Source organism: Mangrovihabitans endophyticus (assembly GCF_014646155.1).
In the GTDB taxonomy this organism is placed as follows: Bacteria; Actinomycetota; Actinomycetes; order Mycobacteriales; family Micromonosporaceae; genus Actinoplanes; species Actinoplanes endophyticus.
Genome location: NZ_BMMX01000001.1, coordinates 1,101,066 through 1,116,782, shown reverse-complemented (window position 1 = coordinate 1,116,782; position 15,717 = coordinate 1,101,066). Strand labels below are relative to the sequence as shown.

The 15,717-nt window shown below is 72.6% G+C and carries 14 protein-coding genes; 4 read left to right on the top strand and 10 right to left on the bottom strand.

Annotated elements, in window-relative coordinates; genetic code table 11:
* Positions 1 to 11: 11 nt before the first annotated feature.
* The 3 genes from hypF to IEY73_RS04390 all read right to left on the bottom strand — a co-directional run bounded on the left by hypF (position 12) and on the right by IEY73_RS04390 (position 5,002).
* Entirely contained in the window at positions 12 to 2,387 is a 2,376-nt protein-coding gene (gene hypF / locus IEY73_RS04400; protein ID WP_229715479.1) for a carbamoyltransferase HypF, read from the bottom strand.
* Positions 2,388 to 2,537: 150 nt separating this feature from the next.
* Entirely contained in the window at positions 2,538 to 3,338 is an 801-nt protein-coding gene (locus IEY73_RS04395; protein WP_229715477.1) for a phosphatase PAP2 family protein, read from the bottom strand.
* Between the two features lie 20 nt (positions 3,339 to 3,358).
* Positions 3,359 to 5,002 carry an MFS transporter gene (locus tag IEY73_RS04390; RefSeq protein ID WP_189077656.1) on the bottom strand — a complete coding sequence of 548 codons (1,644 nt, stop codon included), beginning with the start codon at positions 5,000 to 5,002 and terminating at the stop codon, positions 3,359 to 3,361.
* 111 nt (positions 5,003 to 5,113) lie between these two features.
* Between IEY73_RS04390 and IEY73_RS04385 the strand changes: the two genes are divergently transcribed.
* Positions 5,114 to 5,728: a TetR/AcrR family transcriptional regulator gene (locus IEY73_RS04385; protein ID WP_189077655.1), complete on the top strand. Its 615-nt coding sequence runs from the start codon at positions 5,114 to 5,116 to the stop codon at positions 5,726 to 5,728.
* Here the strand turns inward: IEY73_RS04385 and IEY73_RS04380 are convergent.
* The 5 genes from IEY73_RS04380 to IEY73_RS04360 all read right to left on the bottom strand — a co-directional run bounded on the left by IEY73_RS04380 (position 5,717) and on the right by IEY73_RS04360 (position 7,535).
* Entirely contained in the window at positions 5,717 to 5,857 is a 141-nt protein-coding gene (locus tag IEY73_RS04380) for a hypothetical protein (RefSeq protein ID WP_189077857.1), read from the bottom strand. The genes IEY73_RS04385 and IEY73_RS04380 overlap by 12 nt on opposite strands.
* Positions 5,829 to 5,924: an adenylyltransferase/cytidyltransferase family protein gene (locus IEY73_RS04375; RefSeq protein ID WP_189077654.1), complete on the bottom strand. Its 96-nt coding sequence runs from the start codon at positions 5,922 to 5,924 to the stop codon at positions 5,829 to 5,831. Before IEY73_RS04375 ends, IEY73_RS04380 begins: the two co-directional genes overlap by 29 nt.
* An 8-nt stretch (positions 5,925 to 5,932) precedes the next feature.
* The gene (locus tag IEY73_RS04370) at positions 5,933 to 6,289 is read right to left on the bottom strand and encodes a hypothetical protein (protein WP_189077653.1); all 357 of its coding nucleotides are present in this window, start codon (positions 6,287 to 6,289) and stop codon (positions 5,933 to 5,935) included.
* Complete coding sequence (locus IEY73_RS04365; RefSeq protein ID WP_189077652.1) at positions 6,289 to 6,558, bottom strand: hypothetical protein; 270 nt, start codon at positions 6,556 to 6,558, stop codon at positions 6,289 to 6,291. Before IEY73_RS04365 ends, IEY73_RS04370 begins: the two co-directional genes overlap by 1 nt.
* A gap of 95 nt (positions 6,559 to 6,653) precedes the next feature.
* Complete coding sequence (locus IEY73_RS04360) at positions 6,654 to 7,535, bottom strand: aldo/keto reductase family oxidoreductase (protein ID WP_189077651.1); 882 nt, start codon at positions 7,533 to 7,535, stop codon at positions 6,654 to 6,656.
* 954 nt (positions 7,536 to 8,489) lie between these two features.
* On the opposite strand from IEY73_RS04360, the gene IEY73_RS04355 reads away from it, so the two are divergent.
* Both IEY73_RS04355 and IEY73_RS04350 read left to right on the top strand, forming a co-directional pair.
* Positions 8,490 to 9,830 carry an FAD-dependent oxidoreductase gene (locus IEY73_RS04355; protein WP_189077650.1) on the top strand — a complete coding sequence of 447 codons (1,341 nt, stop codon included), beginning with the start codon at positions 8,490 to 8,492 and terminating at the stop codon, positions 9,828 to 9,830.
* 56 nt (positions 9,831 to 9,886) lie between these two features.
* Entirely contained in the window at positions 9,887 to 10,684 is a 798-nt protein-coding gene (locus tag IEY73_RS04350; protein WP_189077649.1) for an SAM-dependent methyltransferase, read from the top strand.
* A gap of 7 nt (positions 10,685 to 10,691) precedes the next feature.
* Here the strand turns inward: IEY73_RS04350 and IEY73_RS04345 are convergent, their stop codons facing one another.
* Positions 10,692 to 12,809, bottom strand: a complete 2,118-nt coding sequence (locus IEY73_RS04345; protein WP_229715475.1) for a bifunctional polysaccharide deacetylase/glycosyltransferase family 2 protein — start codon at positions 12,807 to 12,809, stop codon at positions 10,692 to 10,694.
* Positions 12,806 to 13,546, bottom strand: a complete 741-nt coding sequence (locus IEY73_RS04340) for a hypothetical protein (RefSeq protein ID WP_189077648.1) — start codon at positions 13,544 to 13,546, stop codon at positions 12,806 to 12,808. The genes IEY73_RS04345 and IEY73_RS04340 overlap by 4 nt, the downstream gene beginning before the upstream one ends.
* Before the next feature lie 266 nt (positions 13,547 to 13,812).
* Here IEY73_RS04340 and IEY73_RS04335 point away from each other — a divergent pair, with 266 nt between their 5' ends.
* Entirely contained in the window at positions 13,813 to 15,702 is a 1,890-nt protein-coding gene (locus IEY73_RS04335) for a M4 family metallopeptidase (RefSeq protein ID WP_189077843.1), read from the top strand.
* The last annotated feature ends 15 nt before the right edge of the window (positions 15,703 to 15,717 follow it).

The window sequence follows — 15,717 nt, the reverse complement described above, 5'->3', positions numbered from 1 at the left end:
TCCCCGGCCCGTCACGCGGAGCAGGCCCCCACCATCAGTTGACCCAGCGCGATGCCGCCGTCGTTGGGTGGCAGCAGCCGGGGCCGCAGCACGGTGAACCCGCGGTCCCGCAGCGCGCGCTGCGCCGCCTCGATCAGCAACGCGTTCTGGAACACCCCACCGCCGAGTGCCACCGTGCCCAGGCCGGTCTGTTCCCGGCACCGGTCGGCCAGGTCGGCGATCAGCACCGCCACCGCCGCGTGGAACCGGGCCGCCACCACCGGCGGCGGGACCCCGCGGCGGATGTCGGCGACCACCGCGCGCACCACCGGGGTGGGATCGGCGACCACCGGCGCCGCGCCGGGCGGCAGCGCGAACCGGTAGGGCGCGCCGGGCGCCGGCCAGGCCGCGCGGGCGGAACCCTCCAGCACCATCGCGGCCTCGGCCTCGTAGCCAGCGGTGTGGCGCACGCCCGACAGCGAGGACACCGCGTCGAACAGCCGGCCCATGCTGGACGTGGGCACGCAGCCCCAGCCGGACCCGAACTGGCGGTCCAGCAGCGCGCGCTCGGCCGGCGGGCAGGCCGCCACCGCGGGCAGGGCGGGATCCCAGGCGAGGCCCGCGGCCCGCAGATGCGCCAGCGCCATCCGGTACGGGCGCCGCACGCTCGCGTCGCCGCCGGCCAGCGGGACGTGCCCGAGGTGGGCGGCGCGCCGGTACGACCGGTAGCCGGCCACCAGCACTTCGCCGCCCCACACGGTCTGATCCGGCCCGTACCCGGTCCCGTCGAACGCCACCCCGATCACCCGCTCGTCGCGGCCCAGCCCGTGCTCGGCCATGACCGCCGCGATGTGGGCGTGGTGGTGCTGCACCCGCAGCACGGGGCGGCCGTCCGCGTGGCGTGCCGCCCACTGCCCGGACCGGTATTCCGGGTGCCGGTCGGCGACAAGCGTCCGGGGCCGCACGCCGGTGAGCAGTTGCAGGTGCGCCACGGCGCGGGTGAGCGCGTCCAGGGTGCTGAGGTCGTCCATGTCGCCCAGGTGCTGGCTGACCCAGGCGTACCGCCCGCCGGCCACGGCGCAGGTGTTCTTCAGGTCGGCGCCCACGGCCAGCATCGGCGGCACCTCGAACGGCAGCGCCAGTGGCAGCGGCGCGTACCCACGGGACCGTCGCACCGGCAGTTCCGCCCCGGCCACGTGGCGGCTCACCGAGTCGTCGCACGGCACCCGGATGACCCGGTCGTGCCGCAGCCAGGCGTCGGCCAGCGCGGCGAGCCGGGTGAGCGCCTCCGCATCGTCGGTCACCAGGGTTTCCCCGGCGACGTTCCCGGAGGTCATCACCAGCGCGTCCGGGCCGGGCGGGTCGCCGGGCAGGCCCAACAGCAACACGTGCAGCGGGGTGTACGGCAGCATCACGCCCAGATCCGGCGCGTCCGGCGCGACCTGCGGCGCGATCGTGCCACCGGCCCGCCGGGGCAGCAACACGATCGGGCGGCGGAACCCGGCGAGCAGTTCCGCGTCGCCGTCGCCGACGGTGGTCAGCGAACGCGCCGCGTCGAGGTCGGCGACCATGACCGCGAACGGCTTGTCGCCGCGGCGTTTGCGACGGCGCAGCAACGCCACCGCGGTGTCGTTGCGGGCGTCGCAGGCCAGGTGATATCCGCCCAGGCCCTTCACCGCGACGATGCGCCCGGCGGCCAGCATCGCGCGGGCGGACCGCACCGGGTCGCCGCGCACCGGCGTTCCGGCGGCGTCCACCAGCGACACCACGGGTCCGCAGTCCGGGCAGGCGATCGGCTGGGCGTGGAAGCGGCGATTCCGCGGGTCCTGGTATTCGGCGCGACAGGCCGCGCACATCGGGAACGCCGCCATGGTGGTCGCCGGCCGGTCGTACGGCAGACCGGTGATGATGGTGAAACGCGGCCCGCAGTTGGTGCAGCCGATGAACGGATGGCGGTAGCGGCGGTCCGCCGGGTCGCGCATCTCGCGCAAGCAGTCCGCGCAGACGGCGATGTCCGGTGCGGCCAGGGTGCGCGCGGCGCCACCGCCGTCGGAGGCGGCGATGGCGAACCCGGCTTGGCCGCGCACCGGCAGATCCGTCTCGTGCACGCCGGTCACCACGGCCAGCGGCGGAGCCTGCGCGCGCAGCCGCCGACCGTACTCGCGTACCGCCTCCGGATCGCCCTCCACCTCGGCCACCACACCACCGGCGGTGTTGGCCACCGAGCCGGCCAGCCCCAGCGCCTCCGCGGTGACGTACGCGAACGGGCGGAACCCAACGCCCTGCACCAGGCCGGACACGGTGAAGCGGCGGCGGACCCGGCTGCCGGACCTCCCCGGGTCCGGCCGGGCCCTCAGCTCCAGCCCGCGCATCGCCTGCCCGGCCTGGGACGCGTCAATGATCTCCACCGCGGCGACTCAGGGCGACGTTGATCCGGAGGACATGAGGGTGCCGACCAAGTGCTCTGCTCCCGCGGAAGGCATGGGTGACCCGCTTTCCGGGGCCTGACGGACCCCTGGCGGAGACGGGTCCGACCTCGGCCCGCGCGTGTGATCCAGCTAACGAGTAGACGCCCCGCGTGCACCGATGTCAATCCGTCTGACCTGGCCGGGCACGACCGGGACCTCCTCGCCGCCGGCGGCCCGCAGGGCCCGGCCGGGCCGCACCACCCGGCCCGGCCGGGGCACGGCGGCCAGCACCACGGCCAGCATTGCCGCGGCGACGGCCGCGTCCAGCCAGTAGTGGTTGCCGGTGCCCACCACCACGACCAGGGTCAGGACCGGATGCGCAAGGCAGATCCAGCGCAGTGGGCCCCGGGCCACCGTCGCCACCGCCACGGCCACCACGATCGCCCATCCGACGTGCAGCGAGGGCATCGCCGCGTACTGGTTGGCGAGCACGTCGGTGTCCGGCGGGCCATAGACCGACGGGCCGAACCGTCCGGCCACGTCGACCATGCCGGTCGCCGGGGTGAGCCGGGGCGGTGCCAGCGGCAGCAGCGCGTGCGCCGCCATCGCCGCCGCGGTCAGCCAGGCCAGCACCCGCCGGATCCACACGTAGTGCCGCGGATGGCGCAGGTACAGCCACAGCAGACCGGCCACCGTCGCCGGGAAGTGCACGTACGCGTAATAGCCGTTCGCCAGGTGGGCGAGCCAGTGATGGGCCAGCAGCGGTCGTTGCAGCAGCGTCTCGGCGGGCAGGTGCAGCAGCCGCTCCAGATGCCAGACCGACACTCCGTTGCCGAGGGCCACATCCGCGTGCCCGGCGACCGCCATCCGGCCCAGCTTGTAGGCCACGAAGAGGGCGGCGACCAGCGCCAGCTCGCGCGCCGCGCGCCGCCACGGGCCGGGCGCCGGCACGCCAGGCCCGTGGGGCGTGATCAGCGCCGTGCCGCGGTGCGGTCGCCGGGAGCGTCCACCGCGACCTGGTCGATCGGCGGGGCGCCGTCGATCGCGTCGGCCGCCACGGCCGCCGCCTTGGTGCTGTCCGGCAGGTCGATGCTGGATCGCAGCATCACCGGCTTGAGCAGCAGCGCCGCGATGATGCCGACCACCGCGATGCCGGCCGACACGAGGAAGATGTGACCGGTGGCGTCGCCGTACGCGGCGCGGATGATGTCCTGGATGGCCGGCGGCAGCGCGGCCAGGTTGAGGTTGCTGTTGCCGGAGCTGCCGGAGGTGGGCACCCCCGCGGCGGCCAGGTCGTGGGTGATCTGCTCGGTGACCCGGCGGGCGAGCACCGCGCCGAGCACGGACACGCCGATGGTGCCGCCGAGCGAGCGGAAGAAGGCGACCGACGAGCTGGCCGCGCCGATGTCCCGCAGCGCGACCGTGTTCTGCACGGCGAGCACGAGGTTCTGCATGGTCATGCCGACGCCCACGCCGACGCCGAACATCCCGGTGCCGACGAACCACAACGGCGTCTCGTGGTCGATGGTGCCGAGCACGGCGAAGCCGGCGACGAGCACGATCGAGCCGCCCACGATGAACGGCTTGATGTGCCCGGTGCGGGTGATGAGCCGCCCGGCGATGATCGAGGACAGCAGCACGCCGGCCATCATCGGGATGGTCAGCAGGCCCGCCTCGGTGGGGCTGTAGCCGCGGCCGATCTGGAAGTACTGGCCGAGGAAGACGGCGCCGCCGAACATCGCCATGCCCACCGCGAGGCTGCCCAGGATGGCCAGCGCGGTGGTGCGTTCCCGGACGATCTTCAGCGGCACGATCGGCTCGGCCGCCCGCGACTCGACCCAGGTAGCCAGGGCCAGCAGCACCAGGGCGCCGCCTACCATCACGGCCGTCTGCCAGGAGAGCCAGGCGAACGAGCCGTCCACGAACGAGATCCAGATGAGCAGGACGCTGACGCCCGCGGCGATCAGCGAGGCGCCCCAGTAGTCGATCTTCACGTTGTCACGACGGAGGGTCGGCAGGTGCAGCGTCGCCTGCAGCAGGAGCAGCGCGACCACCGCGACCGGCACGCCGACGAAGAAGCACCAGCGCCAGCCCAGCCACGACGTGTCCACGATCAGGCCGCCCAGCAGCGGGCCGCCGACCGTGGCCAGCGCCATCACGCCGCCCAGGTACCCGTTGTAGCGGCCGCGCTCACGCGGCGGGATCATCGCCGCGATGGCGACCTGGACCAGGGCCTGCAGCCCACCGACGCCGACGCCCTGGAAGGCGCGGGCGGCGATCAACTGACCGGCGCTCTGCGAGAAACCGCCGACCACCGAGCCGACGACGAAGACCACGATGGAGATCTGAATCAGCAACTTCTTGTTGAACAGGTCGGCGAGCTTGCCCCAGATCGGCGTGGTGGCGGTGGCGGTGAGCAGGGTCGCCGTCACCACCCAGGTGTACTGGGTCTGTGAGCCGTTCAGCGCGCCGATGATCCGCGGCAGCGCGATCGAGACGACGGTGCTGCTCAGCAGGGCGACGAAGAGCACCAGCAGCAGTCCGCTGAGCGCCTCCAGCGTCTGCCGGTGTGTCATCGGCGCCGGCTGGTCCGTCGTCGTGGTGGGTGCGCTCATCGCGCGGCCTCCAGGTGTCAGGTGTTGGGCAGCTACCAGCATCGGCAAAACTTGCGCACTTAGCAAGTTTTCTCATTGAGAACTGGATCACGGCGGCATATCCTCAGATCCGTGGGTGATCATCCCGGGCTCCGGGAGCGCAAGAAGGCCGCGACGCGTCTCGCGCTGCACGAGGCCGCGCTCCGGCTGGCCGTGGAGCACGGGCCGGACCGCGTGACCGTCGACGCGATCGCGGACGCGGCGAGCGTGTCCCGGCGGACCTTCTCGAACTACTTCTCCAGCAAGGAGGAGGCCCTCTTCCACGGCGACACCGAGCGGATGCGGCGCATGCTCACGCTGATCGAGGACCTGCCCGGCGACGAGCCGGTGTGGTCCGCGCTCAGCCGCGCCGCCGAGCATCTCGCCGCGGACGTGTTCGGCGAGCCGGACGCGCACTGGCTGGCCCAGCGGCGCCGATTGCGGTCCTGTCCCGGCCTGGTCACGCATCAGATCGCGGCATACTCGGCGATCGAACGCGAACTAGCCGCCGAGCTGGCCCGCCGCTCGCCCGGCCCGCGAGCCGTCCTGCACTCGCGGGTGCTCGCGGCCACCTTCCTCACCACACTGCGGGTGGCCGTGCAGCATTGGATCGAGCAGCCGGACCGGCCGCTGGTCACCGTCGTCCGGGAGGCCCTGGATCGGGCCCGCCCCGCGGTCGAGCCGGACCAGCCCGGGTCAGGCGGGTGACGCCCGCACGGCGCTGGAGGACACCGATGCCAGCCCGGCACGGGCGGGCAGCCATACCGTCGTCACCCCGAGCGTCTCGTTCATCGCGGCCAGCTCGTACTCAAACCGCGCGTCGGACGCGGTGCGCACGACCGGCGATGTCGAGATGCCCGGCGGTGAACGGGTCGAAGGTGCCGGGATAGACCGCGCGGGTCATGGCTGCGCCTACGCCGCGTGGCCGCTCTGGGCCGGCGGGGAACTCTGCGCCGCGTGGGCGATGGCCCCGCGCAGCGCCGACAGCGGAACCGTGCGCTCGTCGGTCATCTCGGTCAGGCCCAGTTCGATCCATTCCCGCACGAGCTGAGAGAACGGCACCCCGGCCTGGTCTGCCGCGGCGCGCACCCGCCGGGCGACGCCGGCCGGGACACGCACGCCCAGCGGCACCAGCGGCTCGGCCTCCGGCACCGGCGGAAGCTCGGCCGGAGTGGTCTCGTCGTACCTCACCTCACCGCGCGCGAACGCCGCCGCGGCGGCCACGACCTGGGCCGGGGTGACCCCCCGTTCGCCGTGCCGTCTGGCCATCACTCCGCCTCCCATGCCTCAAACCGGGCCAGCTCCCGGGGCGTCATCTCGCGCGCGCCGATGATCTGCTGATCCATGCCGCCGAGCAGGCGCACCGCGACGATCAGCGGCCGACCCGCCTGGGTCCGGCCGGAGATCGTCAGGAACCGCACGCCGGCGCTCTCCGCGACCAGCGGCATCCGGCGTGCCGCGGACAGCGCCTGAAGGACCTCATACGGCTCGACCCCACGCAACGCCGCCACGGCCTCGGCGAGCCATTCGTACCCCACACGCATCAGCGTAGAACGATTGTCAGACGCGGTCCATCGCTGCAGATGCGTTGGTCGTGAACGCGCGGGCTGGACCGCGAGCACGACCAGCCCGTCTACCCGGCGGTGCCAGAGGCGCCGATCGCGTCCAGCTCGGCCACCGCGTCGTCGGGCAGCTCCAGCCCCGCCCCGGCCACGTTCTCCCGCAGGTGCGCCACCGAGGACGTACCGGGAATCAGCAGCAGGTTGGGCGAACGCCGCAGCAGCCACGCGAGGGCGACCGACATCGGGGTCGCGCCGAGCCGCTTCGCCACCGTCTCCAGCTCCTGCGACTGCAGCGCGGAGAATCCGCCCAGCGGGAAGTACGGCACGAAGGCGATACCTTGCCGCGCGGTGCTGTCCACCATCTCGTCGTCCTGGCGGCGGGCGATGTTGTAGAGGTTCTGCACGCAGACGACCGGCGCGATGCTCTGCGCCTCGGCGAGCTGCTCGGCGTTCACCGTGCTGACACCCAGGTGCCGGATCAGGCCCTGCTGCTGGAGCTCGGCGAGCGCGGTGAACTGCTCGGCGATCGACCCCGGCTCGGGCTTGTCGAAACCGCCCATCCGCAGATTGACCACGTCCAGCGCGTCCAGCCCGAGGTTGCGCAGGTTGTCGTGCACCTGATCGCGCAGCTCGGCGGGGGTGCGCGCGGACGGCCAGCCGCCGTCGTCGTCCCGGCGCGCGCCGACCTTCGTCACGATGTGCAGGTCATCCGGGTACGGCGCGAGGGCTTCGCGGATGATCTCATTGGTGACATGCGGACCGTAGTAGTCCGACGTGTCGATGTGCCGGATGCCGAGCTCGACGGCCGCACGCAGCACGGCGATCGCGGCGTCCCGATCCTTCGGCGGCCCGAAGACGTGCGGGCCGGCGAGTTGCATCGCGCCATATCCGACGCGGGTGAACTCCAGGTCGGCGACGCGGAACACGCCACCGGGCAGGTCTGCGGATGCCATGGTTCCTTCCCGTCCACGGCAGCGCACCGCGGACTCGTCCACTCTGCCGCGTGACCGGGGCACCTGGCAGGACCATCCGATCCTGGGTCCACCAGACCCGGCCTCGCCGCGCCCGCTCACCCGTGCCACGGTGATCCGGCACGCACTGCCGTAGTCGTCTTCCCGGCCGTCGCGGACGGCTGTCACCACACGGCACACCCGCCCCAGCCGTCACGAACGCCCGTCACCACCGACTCAGCCGTAGCCGGTGGCTCTCACACCGGCCGTGTGACATCCGTAGCTGACGGCCGAACGCGCGATGACAGCCACCAGCGACGGCCGGCCCGCACCTGGCTACGGACCCGCGACGCCCCACCACGCCACACCCCACCACCACGCCGCACCCCGCCACGCTGCACACCGCCCCGTCACGTCAGGTCACGCCCCGCCGCGCCCCTTCACGTCACGCCGCGCGACGCCGCGCCCCACCACGCCGCGCCCCGCCGCTTCACGTCACGCCATGCCCCGCCCCGCCGCTTCACGCCGCTTCACGTCACGCCGCGCGACGCCGCGCGACGCCACGCCCCGCCACGCCACGCCACGCCACGCCACGCCGATCTTGGAGTTTCCGGTCAGACATAAAACCCATAAGCCCATTAGTCCGGCCCCTCAAGTACAAGATCGGCCGCCTAGCGCGGCACACGCGGGGCGATCATGGAGTTTGTGGGCGGGCATACGGGGCTTATCTGTTCTTAACGGGCACAGAAAGTACAAGATCGACGCGCACCCACGGGGGCGGGCGCGGGCGGGCGCGGGCGGGCGCGGCGGGCGGGCGGGACGGGCTGGGACGGGCTGGGACGGGAGGGGCGGGGCGTGTGGGGTGGCGGAGGGGCGGGCTGGGTGGTGTCTGGTGATGTGCCTACACCTGGGGCGGGACGCTGGGATGGCACGATTCGTCATGGTTAGCTCGGTTCCGTGAATGCCAGACCAGGATCGGGCCACGGCCTCACCCCGCCGCACGAACCACGGGCTCGCTCGGGCGCCGCCCGGCAACGCGTCGTCATTGTGGGCGGTGGCATCGCCGGTGTCAGCCTCGCCTGGCTGCTCGACGGCGTGCACGATGTCACGTTGCTCGAATCCGACGCCGAGCTGGGCGGGCACGCCCGCAGCATCGACGTCACCCTGCCCGGCGGACGGCGTGTGGTCGTCGACGCCGGCGCGCAGTATTTCGGGCCGAAGAGCCATCCGACGTACTGGAGACTGGTCCGCTCGGTGCTGGGGGTGCCCACCGTCGCCGCGCCGATGAATCTGACCGTCTCGGCGTACCAGACCCAGGCCGCCCTGCTGGTCTCCCCGGATGTCCGCCGCACGGCGCCGCTGCTGCGTCCGCGGTTCTGGCCCGCGCTGGCCTCGCTGGCCGCGTTCACCGCCGGTGGCAAGGCGCTGGAGCGCGACGGCGACTGGTCGCTCACCGCCGAGGAGTTCGTCGGCCGTCTGCCGATCCCCCGGTCGGTCCGCGACGGTGTGCTGTTCCCGTTGTGCGGCGCGATGTTCGGCTTCTCGGTGCCGCAAGTCAAGCAGATGTCGGCACGCTCGGTGGTCGCGTTCGTGATCCGCGGGCTCGGCGACGGCCTTCTCGCGCCGTACGACTATCACAACGCGACGAATGGTCTGCGCGCGGTGGTGGAGGCGTTGTCGGCCGGGCTGACCACGGTCACCTCGCACGTCGGCGCGGGCGCCACCGGGCTGCGCCGGTCCGGCGGCGTCTACCGGGTGACCGATGCGCGCGGCCGGGTGCACGAGGCGGACCATGTGGTGCTCGCCGCACCGCCGTACGCCGCCGGACCGCTGGCCGGGCAACTCGCCGGGGCGGGCGTGGCGGCGCAGGCATGCGCCCGCTTCCCGTACCTCCCGGCGCGGCTGGCCGTCCACCATGACCCGGCGTACATGCCGGCGCGCCGCCGTGCGTGGTCCGGCTTCAACGTGCTCACCGACGGCGACTTCTGCGAGCCGTCGATGTGGTACGGCGGATTCCGCGACTTCGGGATCTTCAAGAGCTGGATCTCGCACCGGCGGGAACCGCCCCGCGACACGGTGGCCACGTTCGACTACCGCCACGCGCACGAGACCCCGGAATACCATCGGGCGCAGACCGCGCTCGCCGGGGTGCAGGGCACCGGCAATCTGTGGTTCGCCGGCAGCCATCTGACCGACGTGTGCAGCCAGGAGAGCGCGCTGCTCTCGGCCGTACGGGTGGCCGAGCGCCTGGCACCCGACGCGGAACACCTCCGCCGACTGTCTCCTCCGGTTGCGTGAGCAGACCGGCCGATCTGCCGCTTGCACCCGGGAGCGCGGTGGCATAGAACGTGACAATGACTCGGCCGGACCACGATCCCGCTGCCGCGCTGCAGCCCGACGTGCCGCACGCAGCCCGCATGTGGAACTACTGGATGGGCGGGAAGGACAACTTCGCCGCCGACCGGGCCGCCGGTGACGCGGTCGCCCAGGTCTATCCGGAGATCGTGGACATGGCACGGCAGTCGCGGCGGTTCCTCATCCGGGTGGTGCGTCACCTGGCCGCCGAGGCGGGCATCCGGCAGTTCCTCGACGTCGGCACCGGCCTGCCGACCATGCAGAACACGCACGAGGTCGCGCAGACCGTCGCCCCGCGGTCCCGGATCGTCTACGTCGACAACGATCCGATGGTGCTGGTGCACGCCCGTTCGCTGCTGGTCGGCACCACCGAGCAGGGCTCGACGACCTATGTGCACGCCGACTACCACGACCCGGAGAAGATCCTCGCCGAGGCGGCGGAGTCGCTCGACTTCGACCAGCCGATCGCCGCGATGTTCATGGGCGTGATGGGATACGAACCCGACCTGGCCGAGGTCCGCGCCATCGTGGACCGGACCATGGCACCGCTCGCGCCGGGCAGCCACCTGGTGCTGTGGGACGGCACGGACACCCAGCCGGCGGTCGTCGAGGGCGCGGAGAAGCTCACCCAGAGCGGCGGGGTGCCCTACATCCTGCGCAGCCCGGACCTGCTGGAAAGCTGCTTCCGGGGACTGACCCTGGTGGATCCGGGCCTGGTGCCGATCACCCGCTGGCGGCCGGATGACGACGACACCGCATACATCGACGCGTACGGGGCGGTGGCCCGCAAGGCGTGAGAAGGGCCTACCGCCGTCCCTCCCCCGCGGTGAGGGCCAGATCCGCCTGCCCGGTCCGGTGCATCCGCTGCCACCGCTGCTGGTCACCGAGGAGCGCGGCGACCGTCGCCTGCACCACCACCAGGTACATGAGCTGGCGATAGACGACCTGCTGCAACGGCAGGGTCCACAGCGGCGTGGCCCGTTCGCCGTCCAGGCGCAGCGCGTACGCGGCGGTGGCCGCCTGCAACAACTGGAAACCCGCCCAGGTCGCGAGCACCTGCGGCCACGGCAGGAAGATCAGGCCGTACACGGCGGCCACATCGACCGCGGGCGCGGTCAGCGGGAGCAAGACCTGGAACACCAGCAGGTACGTCAGTCCGCTGCGGCCGAGACGACCGCCGGCGCCGCGCTCGACCAGGCTGCCCCGGTGCTTCCACATCGCCTGCATGGTGCCGTAACACCACCGGTACCGCTGCCGCCACAACTGGGCGACGGTCGTAGGCGCCTCGGTCCAGGCGATCGCGGCAGGCTCGTACACCACCCGCCACCCCGCCCGGATCACCGCCATGGTCAGGTCGGTGTCCTCGGCCAGCGTCGCGGTGGGCACGCCGCCCACCTCGGCCAGGGCCGCGCGCCGGAAAGCGCCGATCGCCCCCGGCACCGTCGGCATGCACCGCGCCAGGTCGAACATCCGGCGATCCAGGTTGAACCCGATCACGTATTCCAGGTGTTGCCATCGGCCGAGCAGGCCACCCCGGTTGGCGACCTTGGTGTTTCCGGAGATCGCACCCACCGACACGTCGGCGAAGGGCTGCACCAGCCGGTCGATGGCGTCGGGCTCGAACACCGTGTCGCCGTCGACCAGGACGAGCAGGTCGCCGCGCGCCGCGGCGATGCCGGTGTTGAGCGCCGTGGGCTTGCCGGCGTTGCGCTGCCGGATCACCCGTACGCCCGGCAGGGCCATCCGTTCCACGATGCCGGCGGTGTCGTCGCTCGACCCGTCGTCGACCACCACGACCTCCACCGCCGGATAGGTGCCGGCGGTCAGCGAGCGCACCGTGCTGGCGATGTTCGCGGCTTCGTTGTACGCCGGCACGATCACCGACACCAGTCCGAAGTAGCCGCGGCGTCCCCGATCCCGACGGACGCGCCGCACGTGCCGCCGCGAGTAGCGCACCTGCAGCACCAGCCGTGCCACCCCGAGGAGCACCGCCACGGCCAGCAGCACCGACATCGCCGCGGCCGCGGCCGAGCCGAGGTGTTGCAGCGCGACGAGCGTGTGCCCGCGCGCCAGCAGGCTCGGCGGGGCGGCCGACGGCGACGGCAGCTCCAGCGCCTGCGACACGGTCGTGAACCGGCGGTCCGGCTGCTCGGTGAGCAACCGGTCGACCGCCGCCACGGTCTGCGAACGGTCGCCGCCGCTGTCGTGCATCATCACCACCGCGCCCGCGTCACCGGCCGGCGTCGCCGCGCGTACCAGGGCGGCGGTGCCGGGCCGCCGCCAGTCCTTGGTGTCCAGGTCGGTGAGGACAGTGAGATAGCCCTGGGCGCCCGCTCGCCGCATGACCCGTTCCTGCGCCGCGCTCACCGAGTCGACGGTGGACGAGTACGGCAGGCGCAGCAGCCGGGTGCGGGTCCCGGTGGCCGCGGCGATCACCGCCTGGGTGGCGGCCAGGTCGGCGCGCTGGTGCCAGCCGGCCATCGCCGAGAGGTCATCGTGGGCGTACCCGTGCACGCCGATCTCGTGTCCTTCGGCGATCATCCGGCGCACCAGGTCGGGATGCTCGGCCACCTGAGCGCCGACGACGAAGAACGTGGCGTGGGCACGATGCCGGGCGAGCACGTCGAGCAGGCGCGGGGTCCAGCGCGGATCGGGGCCGTCGTCGAAGGTCAGCGCGAGCGTGCCGGGCGGCAGCCGCAGCGCCTCCGCTGCCCGGCCGGGCGCGAGCTGCTGGACCGGCCCGCCGGCCAGCACCTCGGGTGAGGCCGCCGTGCCGGCGCCGGGAGCGCGGGGCGCCTCGGCGCTCTCCGCGCCGATGTGGCGCACATAGCCGTTGGCGCACAGCGCCATCAGCAACAACGCCGAGGCCACCCCGAGCAGCCACCAGTGGGTGCGGGGCCGCCGGGCAGCACGCGCCGTCACCGGGCCTCCAGGTCGGGGCACGCCACGGACCGGGCGTCCACGGCCACGCTCGGGAGCGGCAGGTCGCAGCCGTCGCCCACCCCTCGGAGCTTCACGGCGCCGCGCGCAGCCGGGGTGCGCATGCCGGATCGCGCCGACGGCGATCGGGTGTCCGGGCTGGCCGGCACCGTGGGCGACCCCGAGCAGCAGCCATCCGACCGCGCCGGGGACGGCGACCGGGACCGCGACGGCGTCGGCGCAGAGGAGGAGGCCGCCATGGGCGACGATCGGGCGCTCGGCAACGCGAACGCCGAGGTGCCCGCGGGCCGGGGCGCCGCGGGCCGGGGTGCCCCGGGCCGGGGCGCCGCGGGCCGGGGCGCCGCGGGCCGGGTGCGCGAAGTCGGTGGCGTGGTGGCCGCCGGGGGACTCCCGCCGGCTTCGATCGTCACGGACGGGGCACGCCGCATCGACGCGCCGGTCTGGCCGGCCGACGGGCGCGGCACGGCGGAATCCGCATCCTCGCGGGCGGCTACGGGCGCCCGCGCCGGGTCGTCACCGGCGTCGGTGGCCTGCTGATCGGGCAGGGTGAATCCGGGCAGCGCGCCGTCGTGGGTCAAGCCGGCCAGCACCGCCAGCATCGCCGCCAGCATGGCGGCGAGGCCGGCCCGCCCGGCGGGCACCAGCACCCGGCGACGCCGACCGTTGCGGTCCACGAACACCGGACGATCACCGGACGAGCCGTCGTGGCCTGGCTGCACGGCCGTCGAACCTCCGCATGTCTCGGTCGGGTGCGTCTGCTTCTGCTACAACGACCGGCACGGCGAGAGGTCGTGTCCGCCCGGCACCGTGCCGGATCCGGTTCCCCCGACCGGCGCAAGGGTTTTCCCCATTACGGCGACGTACGTCGATGTTTAGCGTCTGCACTCAAGTGAACCCGCCGACCCGGCGGGAAAGGAGTGCCCGCGTGAAACGTCGAACCCCCCTGATCGTTGCGCTGGCGGCCGGTACCGCGGCCGCGTCAGCCATGGTCGCGGTGGCCGGACCGGCCACCGCCCAACCCGTCGACCCGGCGAGCGCCGCCAAGCTGGCCGCCGAGAAGGCCGCGGCCCTGGTCGCCAGCCGCCCCGCCATCCTGCAGGCGAGCTCGGACGAAACCTTCCAGCAGAGCAAGGTGTTCGCCTCGCACGGCCTGAACTACGTCTCGTACGAGCGCAAGTACCGGGGGCTGCCGGTGACCGGCGGCGACTTTGTGATCGTGACCGACAACGCAGGCCAGGCCAAGTACACCTCAGTCGCGCAGTCCCACCCGATCGGTGCGCTGTCCACCACGCCGAAGCTGACGTCGGCAGCCGCCGCGAAGATCGCCAAGGGGCAGCTCACATCGGTGACGAACGTGGAGGGCACGCAGCTCGTCGTGGTCGCCGACGACGCCGCGGCCGCCAAGCTGGCCTGGGAGTCGACCGTCAACGGCGTCGGCGCGGACGGGATCAGCCGGCTCACCGTGGACGTCGACGCGCTCACCGGGACGGTGCTGCGCACCAACGAGCACGTCATCGACGCGACCGGCTCGGGTACCGGCTGGATCAACGGCTCGGTGTCCCTGGACACCACGCAGTCCGGCTCCAGCTACCTCATGCAGGACTCCGCACACAGCACCGTGCGCTGCCAGGACGCGTCCACCCGCTCGACGTTCAGCGGGTCGGACAACGTCTGGGGCAACGGCAACGGCACCAACAAGGAGACCGGCTGCGTCGACGCGCTCTACGTGGCGGAGAAGCAGTTCGCCATGCTGTCGAGCTGGCTCGGCCGCAACGGTCAGAACGGCAGCGGCGGCGCCTGGCCGATCCGGGTCGGCCTGAACGACCAGAACGCGTACTACGACGGCACCCAGGTGCAGATCGGCAAGAACACCGCGGGGCAGTGGATCTCCTCGGCGGACGTGGTCGGCCACGAGCTGGGTCACGGCGTCGACGACAACACCCCCGGCGGCATCTCCCGCTCCGGCACCCAGGAATTCGTGGCCGACACCTTCGGCGCGGCCACCGAGTGGTACATCAACAACCCGAACGACCCGCCGGACTACCAGGTCGGCGAGGAAGTCAACCTGGTCGGCAGCGGGCCCATCCGGTACATGTACAACCCCTCGCTCGCCGGTGACAGCAACTGCTACTCCAGCAGCACTCCGAGCCAGGAGGTGCACGCCGCGGCCGGTCCCGGCAACCACTGGTTCTACCTGCTCGCCCAGGGCACCAGCGGCGGTGGCAGCGGTCAGCCGTCCAGCACGGCCTGCAACGGCAGCTCGGTGACCGGTCTGGGCATCCAGAAGGCGATCACCATCATGTACAACGCGATGCTGATGAAGACCTCCAGCTCGTCGTACCTGAAGTACCGCACCTGGACGCTCACCGCGGCGAAGAACCTGTACCCGAACGGCTGCACCGAGTTCAACACGGTGAAGGCGGCCTGGGACGCGGTCAGCGTACCGGCCCAGTCGGGCGACCCGACCTGCTCCGGCGGCGGCACCACTCCCCCGACCACCCCGCCCACCACGCCGCCCTCCGGTGGTAGCTGCACCGGCACCAACGGCACCGACGTCTCCATCCCGGACGCCGGCTCGGCGGTGTACAGCAACATCACCATCAGCGGATGCGGCCGCAGCCCGTCGACCTCCTCGCAGGTCGAGGTGCACATCGTGCACACCTACCGGGGTGACCTGCGGATCGACCTGGTAGCGCCGGACGGGTCAACGTACAACCTGAAGACGAACTCGGGTTCCGACAGCGCGGACAACGTGGACAGCACCTACACCGGCAACCTGGCGGGTGAAACGGCCAACGGCACCTGGCGGCTGAAGGTGCAGGACATGTACTCGCGGGACACCGGCTACATCGATAGCTGGACCCTCACCCTGTAAGAGCAGACCGTCAGG

Coding starts and splice junctions, on each gene's coding strand:
- IEY73_RS04335 (WP_189077843.1), top strand. CDS start 13,813: ATGGTCGCGGTGGCCGGACCGGCCACCGCCCAACCCGTCGACCCGGCG.
- IEY73_RS04360 (WP_189077651.1), bottom strand. CDS start 7,535: ATGGCATCCGCAGACCTGCCCGGTGGCGTGTTCCGCGTCGCCGACCTG.
- IEY73_RS04375 (WP_189077654.1), bottom strand. CDS start 5,924: ATGACCCGCGCGGTCTATCCCGGCACCTTCGACCCGTTCACCGCCGGG.
- IEY73_RS04370 (WP_189077653.1), bottom strand. CDS start 6,289: ATGGCCAGACGGCACGGCGAACGGGGGGTCACCCCGGCCCAGGTCGTG.
- IEY73_RS04350 (WP_189077649.1), top strand. CDS start 9,887: ATGACTCGGCCGGACCACGATCCCGCTGCCGCGCTGCAGCCCGACGTG.
- IEY73_RS04390 (WP_189077656.1), bottom strand. CDS start 5,002: ATGAGCGCACCCACCACGACGACGGACCAGCCGGCGCCGATGACACAC.